This window comes from Streptomyces sp. NPDC127038, assembly GCF_042725875.1.
In the GTDB taxonomy this organism is placed as follows: domain Bacteria; phylum Actinomycetota; class Actinomycetes; order Streptomycetales; family Streptomycetaceae; genus Streptomyces.
This window is the reverse complement of record NZ_JBHXDQ010000014.1, coordinates 124,600-140,982: the sequence shown is the minus strand read 5'-3', so window position 1 is coordinate 140,982 and position 16,383 is coordinate 124,600. Positions and strand designations below refer to the sequence as shown.

The window sequence follows — 16,383 nt, the reverse complement described above, 5'->3', positions numbered from 1 at the left end:
GGGCCGGGCACGGCCGGTCCCGCGGCGGCGGCCCCGACCGTCAGTGCTTGGCGGGCAGGAAACCGACCCGGTCGTACGCCTGGGCGAGCGTCTCCGCGGCGACGGCCCGCGCCTTCTCCGCGCCCTTGGCCAGGATCGAGTCGAGGGTCTCCGGGTCGTCCAGGTACTGCTGGGTGCGCTCCCGGAACGGGGTCACGAAGTCGACCATGACCTCGGCGAGGTCGGTCTTCAGCGCGCCGTACATCTTGCCCTCGTACTCCTGCTCCAGCGCGGCGATCGAGGTGCCGGTGAGGGTGGAGTAGATGGTGAGGAGGTTGCTGACGCCCGGCTTGTGCTCCGCGTCGTAGCGGATGACGGTCTCGGTGTCGGTGACCGCGCTCTTGACCTTCTTGGCGGTCACCTTCGGGTCGTCGAGCAGATTGATGAGGCCCTTCGGCGTCGAGGCCGACTTGCTCATCTTGATCGACGGGTCCTGGAGGTCGAAGATCTTCGCCGTCTCCTTGAGGATGTACGGCTTGGGGATCCGGAACGTCTCGCCGAAGCGGCCGTTGAAGCGCTCCGCGAGGTCGCGGGTCAGCTCGATGTGCTGGCGCTGGTCCTCGCCGACCGGGACCTCGTGGGCCTGGTACAGCAGGATGTCCGCCACCTGGAGGACCGGGTACGTGAACAGGCCGACGCTCGCGCGGTCGGCGCCCTGCTTGGCGGACTTGTCCTTGAACTGGGTCATGCGGGAGGCCTCGCCGAAACCGGTGAGGCAGTTCATGACCCAGGCCAGCTGCGCGTGCTCGGGGACATGGCTCTGGACGAAGAGCGTGCAGCGCTCGGGGTCGAGGCCCGCGGCCAGCAGCTGCGCGGCGGCGAGGCGGGTGTTGGAGCGCAGGTCCGCGGGGTCCTGCGGGATCGTGATCGCGTGCAGGTCGACGACCATGTAGAACGCGTCGTGCGACTCCTGGAGCGCCACCCACTGACGGACGGCGCCGAGGTAGTTGCCGAGGTGGAACGAGCCTGCCGTGGGCTGGATTCCGGAGAGCACGCGGGGACTGTCAGAGGCCATGTCACCATTCTCTCAGGTGCCGGGGCCCGCTCCGGAACTGGCCGGAAAGTGACACGACGGTGGCCACCCGGCGTCGCGAGCCCCCGAACCTCGGCTTCCGGGCCTCCCTCGCACCGGAACAGACGGTGACCGTTTCGCTCACCTGAGCACCTTTCGGCCACGCACCGTCATGGAAGTGCAACGGTGAGATGACGTTCCCGCTGGAGGGGGTGTTTTTCCTGGTCACCAGCGCTTAAGAATGCCGGACCGCCCCGTACCGGATTCGGCAGGGCGGAGCGCTGCTCGGACTTCGCCGTCGAGGGGGGGACCCCGACGGGTCCGGGGGCGCACACAGGAAGTGGCACAACGGTGTGCGGGCCGGCTCTGCGTCGGCCGTTTGGGGGTTCCATGCGCGGGCTTCGTGAGCTGGTCACGGTCGTGGGGGCGTTGGGTGCGACCACCGCCGCGGTGGTGTCGGTGGCGCCGTCCGCCGCGGCCGGTCCGGCGGGGAGCGCGCCGGTGCTCTCGCACGCGGTCCTGGACAGCGCGGAGCACGCCGTGGAGCACGCCGCCGAACTCTCCTCGGCGGACAGCCCGGACGTCGCCCTGACCATCGCGGGCGACACGGGGCGCACGACCACCCTGCACAACGCGGACCCCGACTTCGGGCGGCTGTGGCGGCTGCTGTCGCCCCGGTACACGGGCACGCAGAAGGCGCCCGACGGATGGCGGGACGGCCACCTCCCCGAGCTTCAGGCCACGGTGATCTGGGGGGTCACGGGCCCCGGGGACGGGACGCGGACCGCCCATGTGACACCCGGCGGCGATGTCATCCTCAGCCGCCAGGACCAGGTGTACCTCGACTCGGACGGCACCCCGTGGGTGCGGTCGAACCTGTCGCCCGACTCGATGAACCACGACATCCGCTGGCACGTGGCGCCGCGCTCGGTGTTCGACGAGCTGATGAAGGAAGGCCGGCTCTTCGGCTCCGGGACGGTCGCGTCCGCCCCCACGGTGCAGCTGGACCCGGCGTTCTGGGCGGTGCCCGGACTCGCGGCGGGCGTGGCCCTCGGCGCCGGCGCCGCGTGGTTCATCAGCCAGGCGGCGGTCCGGGCCCGGCGCGAGAACAACGGGCCCCTGCTGGGATCACGCCAGGAGCTGATCGAGACCCCGTGACCGCCGGGACCGGCACACGCCGTCCCCCGGCGCCGGTGCGGGCCGGCGCCGGGGGCGCGTGTCAGCCGAGGTCGATCTCCGGGTAGAGCGGGAAGCCGGTGAGCAGGTCGCTCGCGCGGCGGGCGATCTCGTCGGAGATCTTCGTGTCCAGGACGTGCTGCGCCTTGGACGGGGCGCCCTTGGCGGTGGTCCCGGCCTCGGCCGCGGTCAGGACCCGGTCGATCAGCGCGGCGATCTCGTCCATCTCGGCCACCCCGAGACCACGGGTGGTCAGCGCGGGCGTGCCGATGCGGATGCCGGAGGTGTACCAGGCGCCGTTCGGGTCGGCGGGGATGGCGTTGCGGTTGGTGACGATGCCCGAGTCGAGCAGCGCGGACTCCGCCTGGCGGCCCGTCAGTCCGTAGGAGGAGGCGACGTCGATGAGGTTGAGGTGGTTGTCGGTGCCGCCGGTGACCAGGGTGGCGCCGCGGCGCATCAGGCCCTCGGCCAGGGCGCGCGCGTTGTCGACGACGGCCCGGGCGTAGTCGCGGAACTCGGGGCGGCGGGCCTCGGCGAGCGCGACGGCCTTGGCCGCCATCACGTGGGGCAGCGGGCCGCCGAGGACCATCGGGCAGCCGCGGTCGACCTGCTCGGCGAGGGTCTCGTCGCACAGGACCATGCCGCCGCGCGGGCCGCGGAGCGACTTGTGCGTGGTGGTGGTGACGATCTGGGCGTGCGGGACCGGGTCGAAGTCGCCGGTGAGGACCTTGCCCGCGACCAGGCCGGCGAAGTGCGCCATGTCGACCATGAGGGTGGCGCCGACCTCGTCGGCGATCTCCCGCATGATCCGGAAGTTCACCAGGCGGGGGTAGGCGGAGTAGCCGGCGACGATGATCAGCGGCTTGAACTCGCGGGCGGAGACGCGCAGGGCCTCGTAGTCGATGAGTCCGGTGGCGGGGTCGGTGCCGTACGAGCGCTGGTCGAACATCTTGCCCGAGATGTTCGGGCGGAAGCCGTGGGTGAGGTGGCCGCCGGCGTCGAGGGACATGCCGAGCATGCGCTGGTTGCCGAAGGCACGGCGCAGTTCGGCCCAGTCGGCCTCGGAGAGGTCGTTGACGTTGCGGACGCCGGCCTCGGCGAGGGCCGGGGCCTCCACCCGGGCGGCGAGGACGGCCCAGAAGGCGACGAGGTTGGCGTCGATGCCGGAGTGCGGCTGGGCGTAGGCGTGCTCGGCGCCGAACAGTTCGCGGGCGTGTTCGGCGGCGAGGGCCTCGACCGTGTCGACGTTGCGGCAGCCGGCGTAGAAGCGGCGGCCGACGGTGCCCTCGGCGTACTTGTCGCTGAACCAGTTGCCCATGGTCAGGAGGGTGGCCGGGGAGGCGTAGTTCTCGGACGCGATCAGCTTCAGCATGTCGCGCTGGTCGGCGATCTCCTGGCCGATGGCGTCGGCGACGCGGGGCTCGACGGCCCTGATCACGTCGAGGGCGCTGCGGAAGGCGGTGGACTCGGTGGAAAGGGGCTCTGGCATGACGGCCTCCGGACGTTGCGTTCAGCGTTCACGGGTCGGCCCAGGCGCACGGCACTCGGTTGCCGCGGCTTCCCGCCCGGTCGGTCCGGGCCCCTCGGGGCGGTCTGTCTCTCCGTCCGGAGGTCCGGGATCGTCCCGGCAAAGCCACAGCGCGGGTGCCGCTCCCCGATGGTCGGTCCCATCCCAGCGCGCCAGTCACGGCCCCGCCGGGAAGCCTACCGGGCGCGCCGGATCCCCGGGGTCCCCGGTCCACCATGCGAGCGACGGTAGGAAAGGGGCCACAAGCCCAGAACGGAGTTCCCGTGACCACCATGGATGCCGGCAGGACGACCGAGTCGTACATCGCCGCGGCCGACGCGCACAGCGCGCACAACTACCACCCGCTCCCGGTCGTCGTGGCGACGGCGGACGGGGCCTGGATGACGGACGTCGAGGGGCGCCGCTTCCTCGACCTGCTGGCCGGGTACTCGGCGCTGAACTTCGGCCACGGCAACCGGCGGCTGATCGAGGCGGCCAAGGCACAGCTCGACCGGGTGACGCTGACCTCGCGGGCGTTCCACCACGACCGCTTCGGGGACTTCTGCCGTGAGCTGGCCGCGCTGTGCGGCATGGAGACGGTGCTGCCGATGAACACCGGGGCGGAGGCGGTGGAGACGGCGGTGAAGACGGCCCGCAAGTGGGGGTACCGGGTCAAGGGCGTCCCGGCCGAGATGGCGAAGATCGTGGTCGCGGGCAACAACTTCCACGGGCGTACGACGACGGTCATCAGCTTCTCGACGGACCCCGAGGCCCGGGCCGACTTCGGGCCGTACACACCGGGGTTCGAGATCGTGCCGTACGGGGACCTGACGGCGCTGCGGGCCGCGGTCACGGAGAACACGGTGGCCGTGCTGCTGGAGCCGATCCAGGGCGAGGCCGGGGTGCTGGTGCCGCCGGCCGGATATCTGCCGGCCGTGCGGGAGCTGACGCGGGAGCGGAACGTGCTGTTCGTCGCGGACGAGATCCAGTCGGGTCTCGGGCGCACCGGCCGTACGTTCGCGTGCGAGCACGAGGGCGTGGTGCCGGACATGTACGTGCTCGGGAAGGCGCTCGGCGGCGGGGTGGTGCCGGTGTCGGCGGTGGTGTCGAGCGCGGAGGTCCTCGGGGTGTTCCGGCCCGGGGAGCACGGGTCGACCTTCGGGGGGAATCCGCTGGCCTGCGCGGTGGCGCTTGAGGTGATGGCGATGCTGCGGTCGGGCGAGTACCAGGAGCGGGCCGCCCGGCTCGGTGAACGGCTGCACCGTGAACTGGGCCTGCTGAAGGACTCCGGCCATGTCACGGCGGTGCGCGGGCGCGGCCTGTGGGCGGGCGTCGACATCGCCCCCGCGCACGGCACGGGCCGGGAGGTCTCGGAGCGGCTGATGGAGCGGGGCGTCCTGGTCAAGGACACACACGGCGTCACCGTCCGGATCGCCCCGCCGCTGGTCATCTCGGAGGAGGACCTGGACTGGGGTCTGGCCCAGCTCAGGGCCGTGCTCGGCGCGTAGGGCCCGGGCCGGGAAGGACCGGCGGGGGCCCACGCCCGTGAGCGACCTAGAGGATCACGTGCGGCAGGAAGCGGGCGTACTCGTCGGTGATCAGGCCGGAGGACTCCCGGATGCCGAGGCCCGCCGACTCGTCCTCGACGACCCAGGCGCCGAGGACGACCCGGTTGCCGTCGAAGGACGGGAGCGGCGCCAGTTCCTGGTAGCAGCAGGCCTCTTCGCGTACGACGGGCGCGGCGCCGGGGGCGTGGACCGTCACCCCGGCGCCTTCGCGGCCGAGCAGGGGCTTGGCGACGTAGCCGTTCGTGCGGGCGAGCTCGCGGGGGCCGTCGAGGTAGGCGGGGAGCAGGTTCGGGTGGTCCGGGTAGAGCTCCCAGAGGACGGCGAGGAGCGCCTTGTTGGACAGGAGCATCTTCCAGGCGGGCTCGATCCAGAGAGTCGTACCGGTGCCGCCGCCGTTGTCGAGGGTGTCCAGGACGTGGCCGGCGAACGCGTCGGTGGTCAGCCACTCCCAGGGATAGAGCTTGAAGCAGCTCCGGATGAACGCGAGCCGGTTGTCGACGAAGCGGCCGGACAGGGGGTCCCAGCCGATCTCCTCCATGGAGATCCAGTCCGTGGCGAGTCCCGCCTGCTCGGCGGTCTCCTTCAGGTAGGCGACCGTCATCAGGTCCTCGCCGAGTTCGTCCTCGGCGGAGTGCGCGAAGTAGAGCGGGCCGCCCGGCGGCAGGAGGGCGCCCTGCTTCCTCCAGGCCGCGACGAGGCGTTCGTGGAGGGAGTTCCACTGGTCGGCACCGGGGAAGCGGTCCTCCATCCAGAACCACTGCGGGCTCGCGGCCTCCACCAGCGAGGTCGGCGTGTCGGCGTTGTACTCCAGGAGCTTCGCCGGGCCCGTTCCGTCGTAGCGCAGGTCGAAACGGCCGTAGACCGAGGGGAGTTCGCCGCGCCGGTGCCAGGCCTCGGCGACGGCCGCCACGACGCGGGGGTCGTCGATGCCGAGGTCGGCGAACCGTCCGTGCTCGACGATGTGCCCGGCCGCCGTCAGGCACATGCCGTGCAGTTCCTCGACGACCTCCTCCAGCGCCTCCACCTCGGGCAGCGAGAAGACGTAGTGGGCGCTCTCGTCCCAGTAGGGGCGCAGGGAGTCGTCGGGGTGACGGGTGAGCGGGTAGATCAGCCCCTGCCGCTCGACAATCTGCTGCCAGCCGGGACGGGGGGTGATGGTGCGGCGTTCCATGGGGTGCGTGCGCTCTCCGGCTCGGCGGGTGGGTCGGGTCCCGGAGGTCTCGCTCCGGCGGGCGTGCGCGGATCAGCCGCCGGAGCCGCCCTTGCCGCCGCCGAAACCGCCGCGGTGGACGCCGCTGCCGCCCGACCCCCCGGAGCCGCCGCCGCTGGGCTTGACGAAGGAGCCGCCCCCGACCCGACCGCTCTTCTTGCTGCCGCCGTAGTACCAGCCGGTGTGGTACGAACCCGAGGACGACGTGCAGTACTTGTCCGCGACGACCTCGTAGCCCTTGGCCGCGTTGTAGCTGTCGCGGTCGACACAGCGCTTGTCGGGGTCCGAGGAGCAGGCGGTGAGGGTCGCCGCGAGAAGTCCCATGCCGCCGAGGACGACCGTGCCCGAGCGCAGTTGACGCCGTACGTCTGCCATGTTCGTTCCCCCGTTTGTTCTCTGTGGTTCATCTTTTGAGCGAAGAAGACAGATTAGAGATCCCACGCACGGCGAGTCCACGACGGCCCCCGGGTTACGCGCCGTCCCCTACAGTCGCTTCGTGCTCTTTGGAATGGTGTGTGCCCTCGGTGCGTCGGTCTGTTTCGGTACGGCGACGGTTCTGCAGGCGATGGCCGCCCGGGCCGCGGGCGAGGGCGGGACGGGCGACGGGCCCGGAGGCGCGGCGGCGCTGCTGCTGCGGGCGCTGCGCCAGTGGCGCTATCTGGCGGGACTGGGCCTCGACGGGGTCGGGTTCGTGCTCCAGATCGTCGCGCTGCGCTCCCTTCCGATCTACGTCGTCGGCGCGGCCCTCGCGGCGAGCCTGGCCGTCACCGCGGTGGTGGCCTCACGGCTGCTGCGCACGCGGCTGAGCCGGGTCGAGTGGAGCGCCGTGGCGGTGGTGTGCGCCGGGCTCGCGATGCTGGGGCTGGCGTCCGGGACGGAGGGCGACCGTACGGGGTCCCTGGCGTTGAAGTACGCGATGCTCGGGACGTCCGTGGCCGTCCTGGTCCTCGGGCTCGTCGGCGGACGGCTGCCCGACCGGGGGCGGGCGCTCGCGCTGGGGCTCGGGGCCGGGTTCGGGTTCGGGGTGGTCGAGGTGGCGGTGCGGCTGATCGCCGACCTCGATCCGGGGACGCTGCTGGCCAATCCGGCGACGTACGCCCTGCTGATCGGTGGCGGCGCCGCGTTCCTGCTGCTCACCACGGCCCTGGAACGGGGCTCGGTGACGACGGCCACCGCCGGTCTCGTCATCGGGGAGACCATCGGACCCGCGCTGGTCGGCGTGGTGTGGCTGGGCGACCGTACCCGCGAGGGGCTGGCCTGGCTGGCCGTTCTCGGCTTCGCGGTGGCCGTGGCGGGTGCGCTCGCGCTGGCCCGGTTCGGCGAGGCGCCGGCCACCGAGGAGCCGGTGTCGGTGGCGTCGTGAGGGATGCCGTCGTGAAGGTGCCGTCGTGAGGTCGCGGGGACCTTCGTGAGGCCGGCCGGGTGAGGGCCCGTCAGGGAAGCGCCCGGCACAGTGCGTCCAGGGCGCCCGACCAGGCGTGGTCCGGCGGTGTTCCGTAGCCGACGACCAGGGCGTCCCGGTGCGGGGTGAGCGCGTCCGGGTGACGGTGGTGGGAGAGGCCGTGGACGGCCAGGCCCTGGAAGGCGGCGGCCTGGACGACCGTCCCCTCGGTGCCGGGCGGGAGCCGCAGCACGGCGTGCAGCCCGGCCGCGATGCCGGTGGCGCGCACCTCGGGGGCGCGGGCGGCGAGCGCGGCGACGAGGGCGTCACGGCGGCGCCGGTAGCGCAGCCGGGCGGAGCGGACGTGGCGGTCGTAGGCGCCGGAGGTGATGAACTCCGCCAGGGTCAACTGGTCGAGCACCCCGGTGGACCAGCCGCCCTCCCCCTTCAGGGAGACGACCTCCTCCACGAGCGACGGCGGCAGGACCAGCCAGCCCAGGCGCAGCGCGGGCGCCAGCGACTTGCTGGCGGTGCCCAGATGGACCACGTGGCCGGGGTCCAGTCCTTGCAGCGCGCCGACGGGCTGCCGGTCGTAGCGGAACTCGCCGTCGTAGTCGTCGTCGAGGACGAGCCCGCCGGTGCGGCGGGCCCAGGCGACGACGGCGGCGCGGCGGTCCGGGTGCAGCGGCACGCCCATCGGGAACTGGTGCGCGGGGGTGAGGAGTACGGCCCGCGCGCCCGCCATGTCCCGGGTGTCGGTGCCGAGTTCGTCGAACGGCAGGGGGGTCGTGCGCAGGCCCGAGCGGTGCAGCAGATTCCAGTGCGTGTCCAGCCCGTACGACTCCACGGCGACCGAGCGCAGTCCGCGCCGGCGCAGGACCGCACCGAGCAGGGTGAGGCCGTCCGAGAAGCCGGAGCAGACCACGATGCGCTCGGGGTCGGCGCGGACTCCCCGGGCGCGGGACAGATAGCCCGCGAGCGCGGTGCGCAGTTCGGGCCGGCCGCGCGGATCGCCGTAGCCGAGGGCGTCGTGCGGGGCGCGGGCCAGGGCGCGGCGGGCCGCCTTGAGCCAGGCGGCGCGCGGGAAGGACGCGAGGTCGGGCCGGCCGGGCACGAGGTCGTAGGCGGGGCCGGCCGGTTCGCGGCGGCGGGGCGCGGCCTCCGGAGCGGGCCGTACGACGCTCCGCTCCGCGACGCGCGTGCCGGAGCCCTGGCGTGCGGTGAGCCAGCCCTCGGCGACGAGGTCGGCGTAGGACTCGGCGACCGTGTTGCGGGCGATTCCGAGGTCGGCGGCGAGCGAGCGGGAGGACGGGAGACGGGTCCCGGGAGCCAGCCTGCCGCCGCGGACGGCCTCGCGCAGCGCCTCCGTCAGCCCCTTGCGGATACCGGACCCGGTCGGCTCGACATGAAGGTCGACGCCCAGAGTGGCCCACGTTTTCCCCATGGGAATGGACCATACTCCTGGGCTACTCCCCTCATAGGGTCGATCGCATGACGACGCACGACACGACCACGCAGCACACTCCGGTGGCCCCTCAGACCCCTGCCGGCGGCGCGCCGTACGCGCCCGAGCACTCCCCCAGACTGGTCTGGGCCGAGCTCGCCCCCGACGTCTACAAGGCGATGGTCGGACTGGACGCGGCGGCCCGGCGCGGAGTGGACCCCGTGCTCCTCGAACTGGTGAAGATCCGCGCCTCGCAGCTCAACCACTGCGCGTTCTGCCTGGACATGCACACCAAGGACGCGCTCGCGGCGGGCGAGAGCGTGGAGCGGATCGTGCAGCTCGCCGCGTGGGAGGAGTCGCGGCACTTCTACACGGAGAAGGAGATCGCGGCGATCGAGCTGACCGAGGCCGTCACCGTGATCACGGAGGGATTCGTGCCCGACGAGGTGTACGAGCGCGCGGCCCGGCACTTCGGGGAGGCCGATCTGGCCCGGCTGATCGCCTCGATCACCGTGATCAACGCCTGGAACCGGTTCGCCGTGACCTGCCGCATGGTGCCCGGCCACTACCGGCCGGGCGGGCACAGGTGACGGCGCTGGACGGGCGGCCCGCGGCGACCGGCGGCGCGGAGCGGTTCCGGGCACTGCACCACGGCCGGCTGCCGGGTGATCCGCTGGTGCTGCCCGGGCCCTGGGACGCGGCGAGCGCCCGGGTGTTCGCGGACGCGGGCTTCCCGGCGCTGGCCACGCCGAGCGCCGGGGTGGCCGCGTCGCTCGGGTACGCGGACGGGGAGACGCCCGCCGACGAGATGTTCGCCGCCGTCGCGCGGATCGCCCGGGCGGTCGACGTGCCGGTGTCGGCGGATGTCGAGGGCGGCTACGGGCTGGCGCCCCGCGAGCTGGTGGAGCGGCTGCTCCGGGCGGGGGCCGTGGGCTGCAACCTGGAGGACTCCGAGGCGGGGGTGCTCAAGGACGCGGACCGGCACGCCGACTGGCTGGCCGAGGTGCGGCGCGAGGCGGCGGACCTGTTGTTCGTGAACGCCCGGATCGACGTGTTCGCGTACGGCGACGGCGATCCCGGGGAGGCGATCCGGCGGGCCGGGCTGTACGTGGCGGCGGGCGCGGACTGCGTGTATCCGATCGGAGCCCCGGCCGAGGTGCTTCCGCTGCTGCGGTCCGGTGTCCGGGGCCCGTTGAACGCGCTCGCCCGGCTCGACGGGACGGCCCCGGCGGAACTGGGTGACCTGGGCGCCACCCGCGTCACGTTCGGCCCCGGGCTGCAACGCCGGTCGGCGGAGGCGCTGGCGGGCGTCGCGGCGACACTGCGCCAGGGGTGACGCCTCCGGGGGCGGTCCTGAACCGGACCGCCCCCGGAGGTGTCACCGTCACTCCGCCCGGCGGCCGGGTCACGAGGGCAGCCAGCTGCTCCAGGTAGACCGGTGGCGCTCCACCCACTTCTTCGCCGCCTGCTGGGGGGTCAGCTTGTCGTCGGCGATCATCAGGGAGACCTCGTTCTGGTCCGCGGTGGTCCACCTGAACTTCTTCAGGAACGCGGCCGCCTTGCCGCCGGTCCTCGCGAAGTCGGCGTTCAGGTACTTCTTCAGCGGGGTGTGCGGGTAGGCGCAGGCGACCTTCGCCGCGTCGGCGTCGCAGCCCTCCTTGTAGGCGGGCAGCTTCACCTCGGTCATGGGGACCTTCTCGAACAGCCACTGCGGGGAGTACCAGTAGGTGAGGAAGGGCTTCTTCTCCTTCGCGAACTGCTTCATCTGCGTGATCTGCGCGGCCTCCGAACCGGCGAACACGACCTGGTAGTCCAGCTTCAGGTTGTTCACCAGCGCCTTGTCGTTGGTGACGTACGACGGGGAGCCGTCGAGGAGCTGGCCCTTGCCGCCGCTCTCGGGGGTGCGGAGCCGGCCGGCGTACTTGTTCAGGTTCTTCCAGTCCGTGACGTCGGGGTGCTGCTTCGCGAAGTACGTGGGCACGTACCAGCCGATGTGGCCGGTCACGCCCAGGTCGCCGCCGGGGGCGATCGTCCTCTTGTCCCGGACGTACCGCTTCTCCTGGTCGGGGTGTCCCCAGTCCTCCAGGATGGCGTCGACGCGGCCCTGGCTGAGCGCGTCCCAGGCGGGCACCTCGTCGACCTGCACGGTGTCGACGCGGTAGCCCAGTTCGTGTTCGAGGAGGTACTGCGCCACCGCCACGTTGGACTGGGCGCCGACCCACGACTGCACGGACAGGGTCACCGTCCGCGCGCCCCGGGCGTTGGCGAAGGGTGAGGCCTGCTTGGTCATGTCGGCGGCGCCGCAGCCGGTGAGCAGCAGCAGGGCCGAGGCGCCGGCCACCACGGATGTCGTACGAACGCGCATGTCAGGCCTCCTTCTTGGCGCGGCGCCCGGTCGGCTGGGTCACCCGGTCGAGCATCAGGCCGAGACAGACGATCGCGGCGCCCGCGACGAGTCCGGTGGCCAGGTCGCCCTGGGCGAGGCCGAAGACGACGTCGTAGCCGAGCGCGCCGCCGCCGACCAGGCCGCCGATGATGACCACGGCGAGGACCAGGACGACGCCCTGGTTGACGGCGAGCAGCAGCGCGGACCGCGCCAACGGGAGCTGGACCTGGCGCAGTTGCTGCCCGGGAGTGGCACCGAGCGAGCGGGCAGCCTCCAGCGCGGCGGGGTCCACGGCCCGCAGTCCCTGGGTGGTGATGCGGATGACGGCGGGCAGCGCGTAGACGACCGCGGCGGCGACGGCGGGAGCGCGGCCCACGCCGAACAGCGCGACGACGGGGATCAGGTACACGAACTGCGGCATGGTCTGGAAGACGTCGAGGACGGGCCGGAGCAGACGCTCGAAGCGTTCGCTGCGCGCGGCCGCGATCCCGGTGGCGAAGCCGAGCACGAGGGTCACGGCGACCGCCGCGAGCACCTGGGAGAGCGTGTCGAGGGACGGCTTCCACTCGCCCAGGACGCCGATCGCGGCCATGGCGAGGACGGCGGTGAGGGCGGTGCGCCAGGTGCCGATCAGCCAGGCCAGGGCGGCGACGGTCAGCAGCACGGCCCACCAGGGCAGCCACTGGAGTCCGTCCCGGAGCGGGTCGAGGACCCAGGTGGTGAAGTGGCCCGCCCAGTCGGCGGTGCCGCCGATGTACGGGACGCCCGAGTACAGGTGGCCGGTCATCCAGTCGACGGCCCTGTTCACCGGTTCGGCGATGTTCACGGCCCACGCGTCGGGCCAGTCCGTCCGGCCCGCCAGGCGCGCGGTGAGGGCGACGGCCACGACGGCGAGGGCGGCGAGCGCCGTGTACCGGCGGGGCGGGTTCGCGCGGGCCGCTCCGATCCGCTCTCCGGCGGCGGCGGTGACCCGGTCGAGGACGACGGCGAGCAGCACGATCGGGATGCCGGCGGAGAGGGCCGCGCCCACGTCCACGGAGGCGAGGGCCTGGTAGACGCGGTCGCCGAGGCCGCCCGCGCCGATCACGGAGGCGATGACGGCCATGGACAGCGCCATCATGATCGTCTGGTTGAGGCCGAGGAGGAGTTCCTTGCGGGCCAGCGGAAGGCGGGCGGTGAGCAGGCGCTGCCGGGCGGTGGCGCCGAGGGAGGCGACGGCCTCCATCACTCCCTCGTCGGCGTCGCGCAGGCCGAGCGCGGTGAGGCGGGCCATGGGCGGGGCGGCGTAGACGACCGTGGCGAGCACGGCCGCGGGGACTCCGATGCCGAAGACCAGCACGACGGGCAGCAGATACGCGAACGCCGGGAGCACCTGCATGGTGTCGAGGACGGGGCGCAGGGCGCGGTGGGTGCGCTCGGACAGCCCGGCGGCGAGGCCGAGCAGCATGCCGAGGACCACGGAGGCGAGCACGGCGACCACCATGACCGCCAGCGTCTGCATGGTGGGCACCCACATGCCGAGCAGTCCGCAGACGAGGAAGGCCGCGCCCGCGCCGAGTGCCTGGCGCACTCCGGCGGCCCGCCAGGCCACCAGCGCGGCCAGGGCGGTCACCCCGGCCCAGCCGGCCGCGAGGAGCAGCAGATAGACGGCGCGTACGGACAGGACGACGGCGTCGCTGACGTAGCCGAAGAAGTACAGGAACAGCGGGTGGCTGTCGCGGTTGTCGATGATCCAGTCGCCGGCCCGGCCGAGCGGTCCGGTCAGATCGACGGTCAGGGCGTGCGGCCAGCTGCCGCCTGACCAGCGGGCCTCGGCGAGCGGCACGAGCACCGCCGCGACGACGGCGAGCAGCGCGAGCTTGGCGACGGCCGGGTGGTGCCGCAGGCGGCCGGGCAGGACCGTACGGAGGGGGGTTGCGGTGACCGCTGCCATCACGCGGCCTCCTCGATCGTGTCGGGCCCGGCGACGACCTGGAGCAGCCGCTCGTGGTCGACGACGCCGAGACAGCGGCCGTCGCGTACGACGCAGGCGGCGCGGCCGGTGCGGGCCACGGCCTTGATCGCGTCGGCGACCACGGTGTCGGGGGCGAGCGCGCCGGGGTGCTCCGGGCCGCCGCAGTCCCCGGCCCGCATGGCCGTGCGGACCGTCATGACCTGCTCGCGGGGCACGTCCCGGACGAACTCGCGGACGTAGTCGTCGGCCGGGGTGCCGACGATCTCCTCCGGGGTGCCGAGCTGGACGATCCGGCCGTCGCGCATCAGGGCGATGCGGTCGCCGAGGCGCAGGGCCTCGGTCAGGTCGTGGGTGATGAAGACCATCGTGCGGCCCTCCTCCCGGTGCAGCCGCACGACCTCGTCCTGCATGTCGCGCCTGATCATCGGGTCGAGCGCGCTGAACGGCTCGTCGAAGAGCAGGACCTCGGGGTCGACGGCGAGCGCGCGGGCCAGTCCGACGCGCTGCTGCTGGCCGCCGGAGAGTTCCGAGGGCCTGCGCTGCTCCATGCCCTCCAGGCCGACCTTCGCGACGACCTCGGCGGCCCTCGCCCGGCGCTCCTCGCGCGGGACGCCCTGGATCTCCAGGCCGTAGGCCACGTTGTCGAGGACCGTGCGGTGCGGCAGCAGGCCGAAGTGCTGGAAGACCATGGCGGCGCGGTGGCGGCGCAGTTCGCGCAGCCGGCCCCGGTCCATCGCGAGGACGTCCTCGCCGTCGATCGCGAGGCTGCCCGCGGTGGGTTCGATCAGCCGGGTGAGGCAGCGTACGAGGGTGGACTTGCCGGAGCCGGACAGGCCCATGACGACGAAGACCTCGCCCTTGCGCACGTCGAAGCCGACGTCACGGACGGCGGCGGTGCAGCCGGTGGCCTCGCGCAGCGCGGCGGCGTCCAGGGAGGCGAGTTCGGGGTCGCCGGGGACCCGGTCGGCCTTCGGTCCGAACACCTTCCACAGACCGCGTACGGAGAAGACGGGGCCGGGGGCGGCGCTCTCCGTGCTCTCCGTGCTCTCCGTGCTCTCCGTGCTCTGGACGTTCTCGTTGCTCTGGGTGTTCTCGGCGCTCTGGGTGTTCTCGGCGCTCTCGGTGGGTGTGTTCATCGCGCGTCACCGCCGATCAGGTCCGCGGCCTTCTCGCCGACCATGAGCACTCCGATCATCGGGTTCACCGCGGGCATGGACGGGAACACGGAGGCGTCGGCGATCCGGATGCCGTCGAGGCCGCGGACGCGCAGCTCGGGGTCCACCACGGCGAGTTCGTCCAGGAGCCCGCCCATCCGGCAGGTGCCCGCCGGGTGGTACACGGTGTGCGCGACCTTGCGCGCGTACTCGCTGAGTTCCTCGTCGCCGGTGACCTCGGGCCCGGGACACACCTCCCGCTTGAGCCAGCCGGCCAGCGGTTCGGCCCGGGCGATCTCACGGGCGATCCTGATGCCGTCGACGAGGGTGCGGCCGTCGTAGTCCTCCTCGTCCGTGAAGTACCGGAAGTCGAGGGCCGGTTTGACGGCCGGGTCGGCGCTGGTGAGGTAAAGGCGGCCGCGGCTGCGGGGCTTGGGGATGTTGGGGGTCATCGAGACGCCGTGCGCGGGGCGTTCGTAGCCGATCCGCTCCGGATTGTCGGTGAAGGGGATCTGGTAGAAGTGGAACATCAGGTCGGGGCCCGGCTGTTCGGGGTCGCGGCGCACGAAGAGTCCCGCGTCGGAGTCCATCGCGGAGTTCTCCGGGATCGGTCCGTGCGTCTCCCAGACGATCACCGACTCGGGGTGGTCGAGCAGGTTCTCGCCGACGCCCGGCAGATCGTGGACGACGGGGATGTCCAGCTCCTCCAGGTCGCCCGCGGGGCCGATGCCGGAGTGCAGCAGCAGCCGGGGCGAGTCGACGGCACCCGCGCACAGCAGGACCTCGTGGCGCGCGCGGACCAGCACGTCCTGGTCGTCCTTCGTGCGGACGTGCACGCCCGTGACGCGCTTTCCGTCGAGTTCCAGCTTGTACGCCCAGGTCTCCAGCAGCAGCGTCAGGTTGGGCCGTTCGTCCATCACGGGGTGCAGGTACGCCACCGAGGCGCTCGACCTCTTGTTGTCCTCGGGGTGGTAGGCCAGGTCGAAGAAGCCGGCGCCCTCGGTGAACGGCCGCCGGTTGAAGCCCTCGACCAGCGGCACGTCGAGCGCGGACCGGGCGGCGTCCACGAAGTCCCGCGCGATGGCGTTCCGGTCCTTCTCGTCGACGGGGACGATGTTGTTCAGGAGTCGCGCGAAGTACGGCTCCATCGGCGCCGCGCCCCAGCCCTTGGCGCCGGCCGCCTCCCACTCGTCCCAGTCGGACGGCAGGGGCTTGAACGCGATCAGCGTGTTGTGCGACGAGCAGCCGCCGAGCACCCGGGCGCGGCTGTGCCGGATGTGCGAGTTGCCGCGCGGTTGTTCGGTGGTCGGGTAGTCGTAGTCGAGCTCCCCGCCGAGCAGGCCCATCCAGCGGCGCAGGGTGAGGACGTCCTCGCGTCCCACGTCGCTGGGGCCGCCCTCGATGACGGCGACGCTGACATCCGGGTTCTCGGTGAGGCGGGACGCGATCACGGAGCCCGCGGTGCCGCCGCCGATGACGACGTAGTCGTACGTTTTCTCGTGCTGGGACATGAGGAGGTACTCCAAAAGGCCTGGGAAGACGGGGGGTTCGC

At 72.6% G+C, this 16,383-nt stretch carries 14 protein-coding genes; 5 read left to right on the top strand and 9 right to left on the bottom strand.

Annotation, left to right across the window (positions count from 1 at the left end):
• Window positions 1–40: 40 nt before the first annotated feature.
• The gene (gene trpS, locus ACFWI4_RS13860) at window positions 41–1,054 is read right to left on the bottom strand and encodes a tryptophan--tRNA ligase (protein ID WP_387194940.1); all 1,014 of its coding nucleotides are present in this window, start codon (window positions 1,052–1,054) and stop codon (window positions 41–43) included.
• Between the two features lie 387 nt (window positions 1,055–1,441).
• Between trpS and ACFWI4_RS13855 the strand changes: the two genes are divergently transcribed.
• On the top strand, window positions 1,442–2,209 hold the full coding sequence (locus tag ACFWI4_RS13855; RefSeq protein ID WP_387194937.1) for a hypothetical protein: 768 nt from the start codon (window positions 1,442–1,444) through the stop codon (window positions 2,207–2,209).
• A gap of 61 nt (window positions 2,210–2,270) precedes the next feature.
• On the opposite strand, the gene ACFWI4_RS13850 is transcribed toward ACFWI4_RS13855, so the two are convergent.
• Window positions 2,271–3,716 carry a glycine hydroxymethyltransferase gene (locus ACFWI4_RS13850; RefSeq protein ID WP_387194934.1) on the bottom strand — a complete coding sequence of 482 codons (1,446 nt, stop codon included), beginning with the start codon at window positions 3,714–3,716 and terminating at the stop codon, window positions 2,271–2,273.
• Window positions 3,717–4,027: 311 nt separating this feature from the next.
• Here ACFWI4_RS13850 and rocD point away from each other — a divergent pair, with 311 nt between their 5' ends.
• The gene (rocD, locus tag ACFWI4_RS13845; protein WP_387194955.1) at window positions 4,028–5,242 is read left to right on the top strand and encodes an ornithine--oxo-acid transaminase; all 1,215 of its coding nucleotides are present in this window, start codon (window positions 4,028–4,030) and stop codon (window positions 5,240–5,242) included.
• A gap of 46 nt (window positions 5,243–5,288) precedes the next feature.
• Here the strand turns inward: rocD and ACFWI4_RS13840 are convergent, their stop codons facing one another.
• Both ACFWI4_RS13840 and ACFWI4_RS13835 read right to left on the bottom strand, forming a co-directional pair.
• Window positions 5,289–6,473: a glutathionylspermidine synthase family protein gene (locus ACFWI4_RS13840; RefSeq protein ID WP_387194931.1), complete on the bottom strand. Its 1,185-nt coding sequence runs from the start codon at window positions 6,471–6,473 to the stop codon at window positions 5,289–5,291.
• 72 nt (window positions 6,474–6,545) lie between these two features.
• Window positions 6,546–6,887 (bottom strand): hypothetical protein, encoded by a 342-nt coding sequence (locus tag ACFWI4_RS13835; RefSeq protein ID WP_387194928.1) that lies wholly within the window; start codon window positions 6,885–6,887, stop codon window positions 6,546–6,548.
• 133 nt (window positions 6,888–7,020) lie between these two features.
• On the opposite strand from ACFWI4_RS13835, the gene ACFWI4_RS13830 reads away from it, so the two are divergent.
• Window positions 7,021–7,875 carry a hypothetical protein gene (locus tag ACFWI4_RS13830; protein WP_387194952.1) on the top strand — a complete coding sequence of 285 codons (855 nt, stop codon included), beginning with the start codon at window positions 7,021–7,023 and terminating at the stop codon, window positions 7,873–7,875.
• Window positions 7,876–7,945: 70 nt separating this feature from the next.
• On the opposite strand, the gene ACFWI4_RS13825 is transcribed toward ACFWI4_RS13830, so the two are convergent.
• The gene (locus tag ACFWI4_RS13825; protein WP_387194925.1) at window positions 7,946–9,337 is read right to left on the bottom strand and encodes a PLP-dependent aminotransferase family protein; all 1,392 of its coding nucleotides are present in this window, start codon (window positions 9,335–9,337) and stop codon (window positions 7,946–7,948) included.
• Window positions 9,338–9,384: 47 nt separating this feature from the next.
• Here ACFWI4_RS13825 and ACFWI4_RS13820 point away from each other — a divergent pair, with 47 nt between their 5' ends.
• Both ACFWI4_RS13820 and ACFWI4_RS13815 read left to right on the top strand, forming a co-directional pair.
• Window positions 9,385–9,927 carry a carboxymuconolactone decarboxylase family protein gene (locus ACFWI4_RS13820; protein ID WP_387194922.1) on the top strand — a complete coding sequence of 181 codons (543 nt, stop codon included), beginning with the start codon at window positions 9,385–9,387 and terminating at the stop codon, window positions 9,925–9,927.
• Window positions 9,924–10,673: an isocitrate lyase/phosphoenolpyruvate mutase family protein gene (locus ACFWI4_RS13815; RefSeq protein ID WP_387194919.1), complete on the top strand. Its 750-nt coding sequence runs from the start codon at window positions 9,924–9,926 to the stop codon at window positions 10,671–10,673. Before ACFWI4_RS13820 ends, ACFWI4_RS13815 begins: the two co-directional genes overlap by 4 nt.
• 69 nt (window positions 10,674–10,742) lie before the next feature.
• On the opposite strand, the gene ACFWI4_RS13810 is transcribed toward ACFWI4_RS13815, so the two are convergent.
• Genes ACFWI4_RS13810 through ACFWI4_RS13795 form a run of 4 tightly spaced genes read right to left on the bottom strand, consistent with a single transcriptional unit; the run spans window position 10,743 to window position 16,342 of the window.
• A complete protein-coding gene (locus ACFWI4_RS13810) occupies window positions 10,743–11,702 on the bottom strand; it encodes an ABC transporter substrate-binding protein (protein ID WP_387194916.1) in 960 nt (319 codons plus the stop codon).
• Between the two features lies 1 nt (window position 11,703).
• On the bottom strand, window positions 11,704–13,656 hold the full coding sequence (locus ACFWI4_RS13805; protein WP_387194913.1) for an ABC transporter permease: 1,953 nt from the start codon (window positions 13,654–13,656) through the stop codon (window positions 11,704–11,706).
• The gene (locus ACFWI4_RS13800) at window positions 13,656–14,813 is read right to left on the bottom strand and encodes a glycine betaine/L-proline ABC transporter ATP-binding protein (RefSeq protein WP_387194910.1); all 1,158 of its coding nucleotides are present in this window, start codon (window positions 14,811–14,813) and stop codon (window positions 13,656–13,658) included. The genes ACFWI4_RS13805 and ACFWI4_RS13800 overlap by 1 nt, the downstream gene beginning before the upstream one ends.
• A complete protein-coding gene (locus ACFWI4_RS13795; protein ID WP_387194907.1) occupies window positions 14,810–16,342 on the bottom strand; it encodes a GMC family oxidoreductase in 1,533 nt (510 codons plus the stop codon). Before ACFWI4_RS13795 ends, ACFWI4_RS13800 begins: the two co-directional genes overlap by 4 nt.
• Window positions 16,343–16,383: the final 41 nt, after the last annotated feature.

Bases quoted from the DNA above. Each gene is read 5' to 3' on its own strand.
- trpS (WP_387194940.1), bottom strand. From the start codon at position 1,054: ATGGCCTCTGACAGTCCCCGCGTGCTCTCCGGAATCCAGCCCACGGCA.
- ACFWI4_RS13855 (WP_387194937.1), top strand. From the start codon at position 1,442: ATGCGCGGGCTTCGTGAGCTGGTCACGGTCGTGGGGGCGTTGGGTGCG.
- ACFWI4_RS13850 (WP_387194934.1), bottom strand. From the start codon at position 3,716: ATGCCAGAGCCCCTTTCCACCGAGTCCACCGCCTTCCGCAGCGCCCTC.
- rocD (WP_387194955.1), top strand. From the start codon at position 4,028: ATGGATGCCGGCAGGACGACCGAGTCGTACATCGCCGCGGCCGACGCG.
- ACFWI4_RS13840 (WP_387194931.1), bottom strand. From the start codon at position 6,473: ATGGAACGCCGCACCATCACCCCCCGTCCCGGCTGGCAGCAGATTGTC.
- ACFWI4_RS13835 (WP_387194928.1), bottom strand. From the start codon at position 6,887: ATGGCAGACGTACGGCGTCAACTGCGCTCGGGCACGGTCGTCCTCGGC.
- ACFWI4_RS13830 (WP_387194952.1), top strand. From the start codon at position 7,021: ATGGTGTGTGCCCTCGGTGCGTCGGTCTGTTTCGGTACGGCGACGGTT.
- ACFWI4_RS13825 (WP_387194925.1), bottom strand. From the start codon at position 9,337: ATGGGGAAAACGTGGGCCACTCTGGGCGTCGACCTTCATGTCGAGCCG.
- ACFWI4_RS13820 (WP_387194922.1), top strand. From the start codon at position 9,385: ATGACGACGCACGACACGACCACGCAGCACACTCCGGTGGCCCCTCAG.
- ACFWI4_RS13810 (WP_387194916.1), bottom strand. From the start codon at position 11,702: ATGCGCGTTCGTACGACATCCGTGGTGGCCGGCGCCTCGGCCCTGCTG.
- ACFWI4_RS13805 (WP_387194913.1), bottom strand. From the start codon at position 13,656: ATGGCAGCGGTCACCGCAACCCCCCTCCGTACGGTCCTGCCCGGCCGC.
- ACFWI4_RS13800 (WP_387194910.1), bottom strand. From the start codon at position 14,813: ATGAACACACCCACCGAGAGCGCCGAGAACACCCAGAGCGCCGAGAAC.
- ACFWI4_RS13795 (WP_387194907.1), bottom strand. From the start codon at position 16,342: ATGTCCCAGCACGAGAAAACGTACGACTACGTCGTCATCGGCGGCGGC.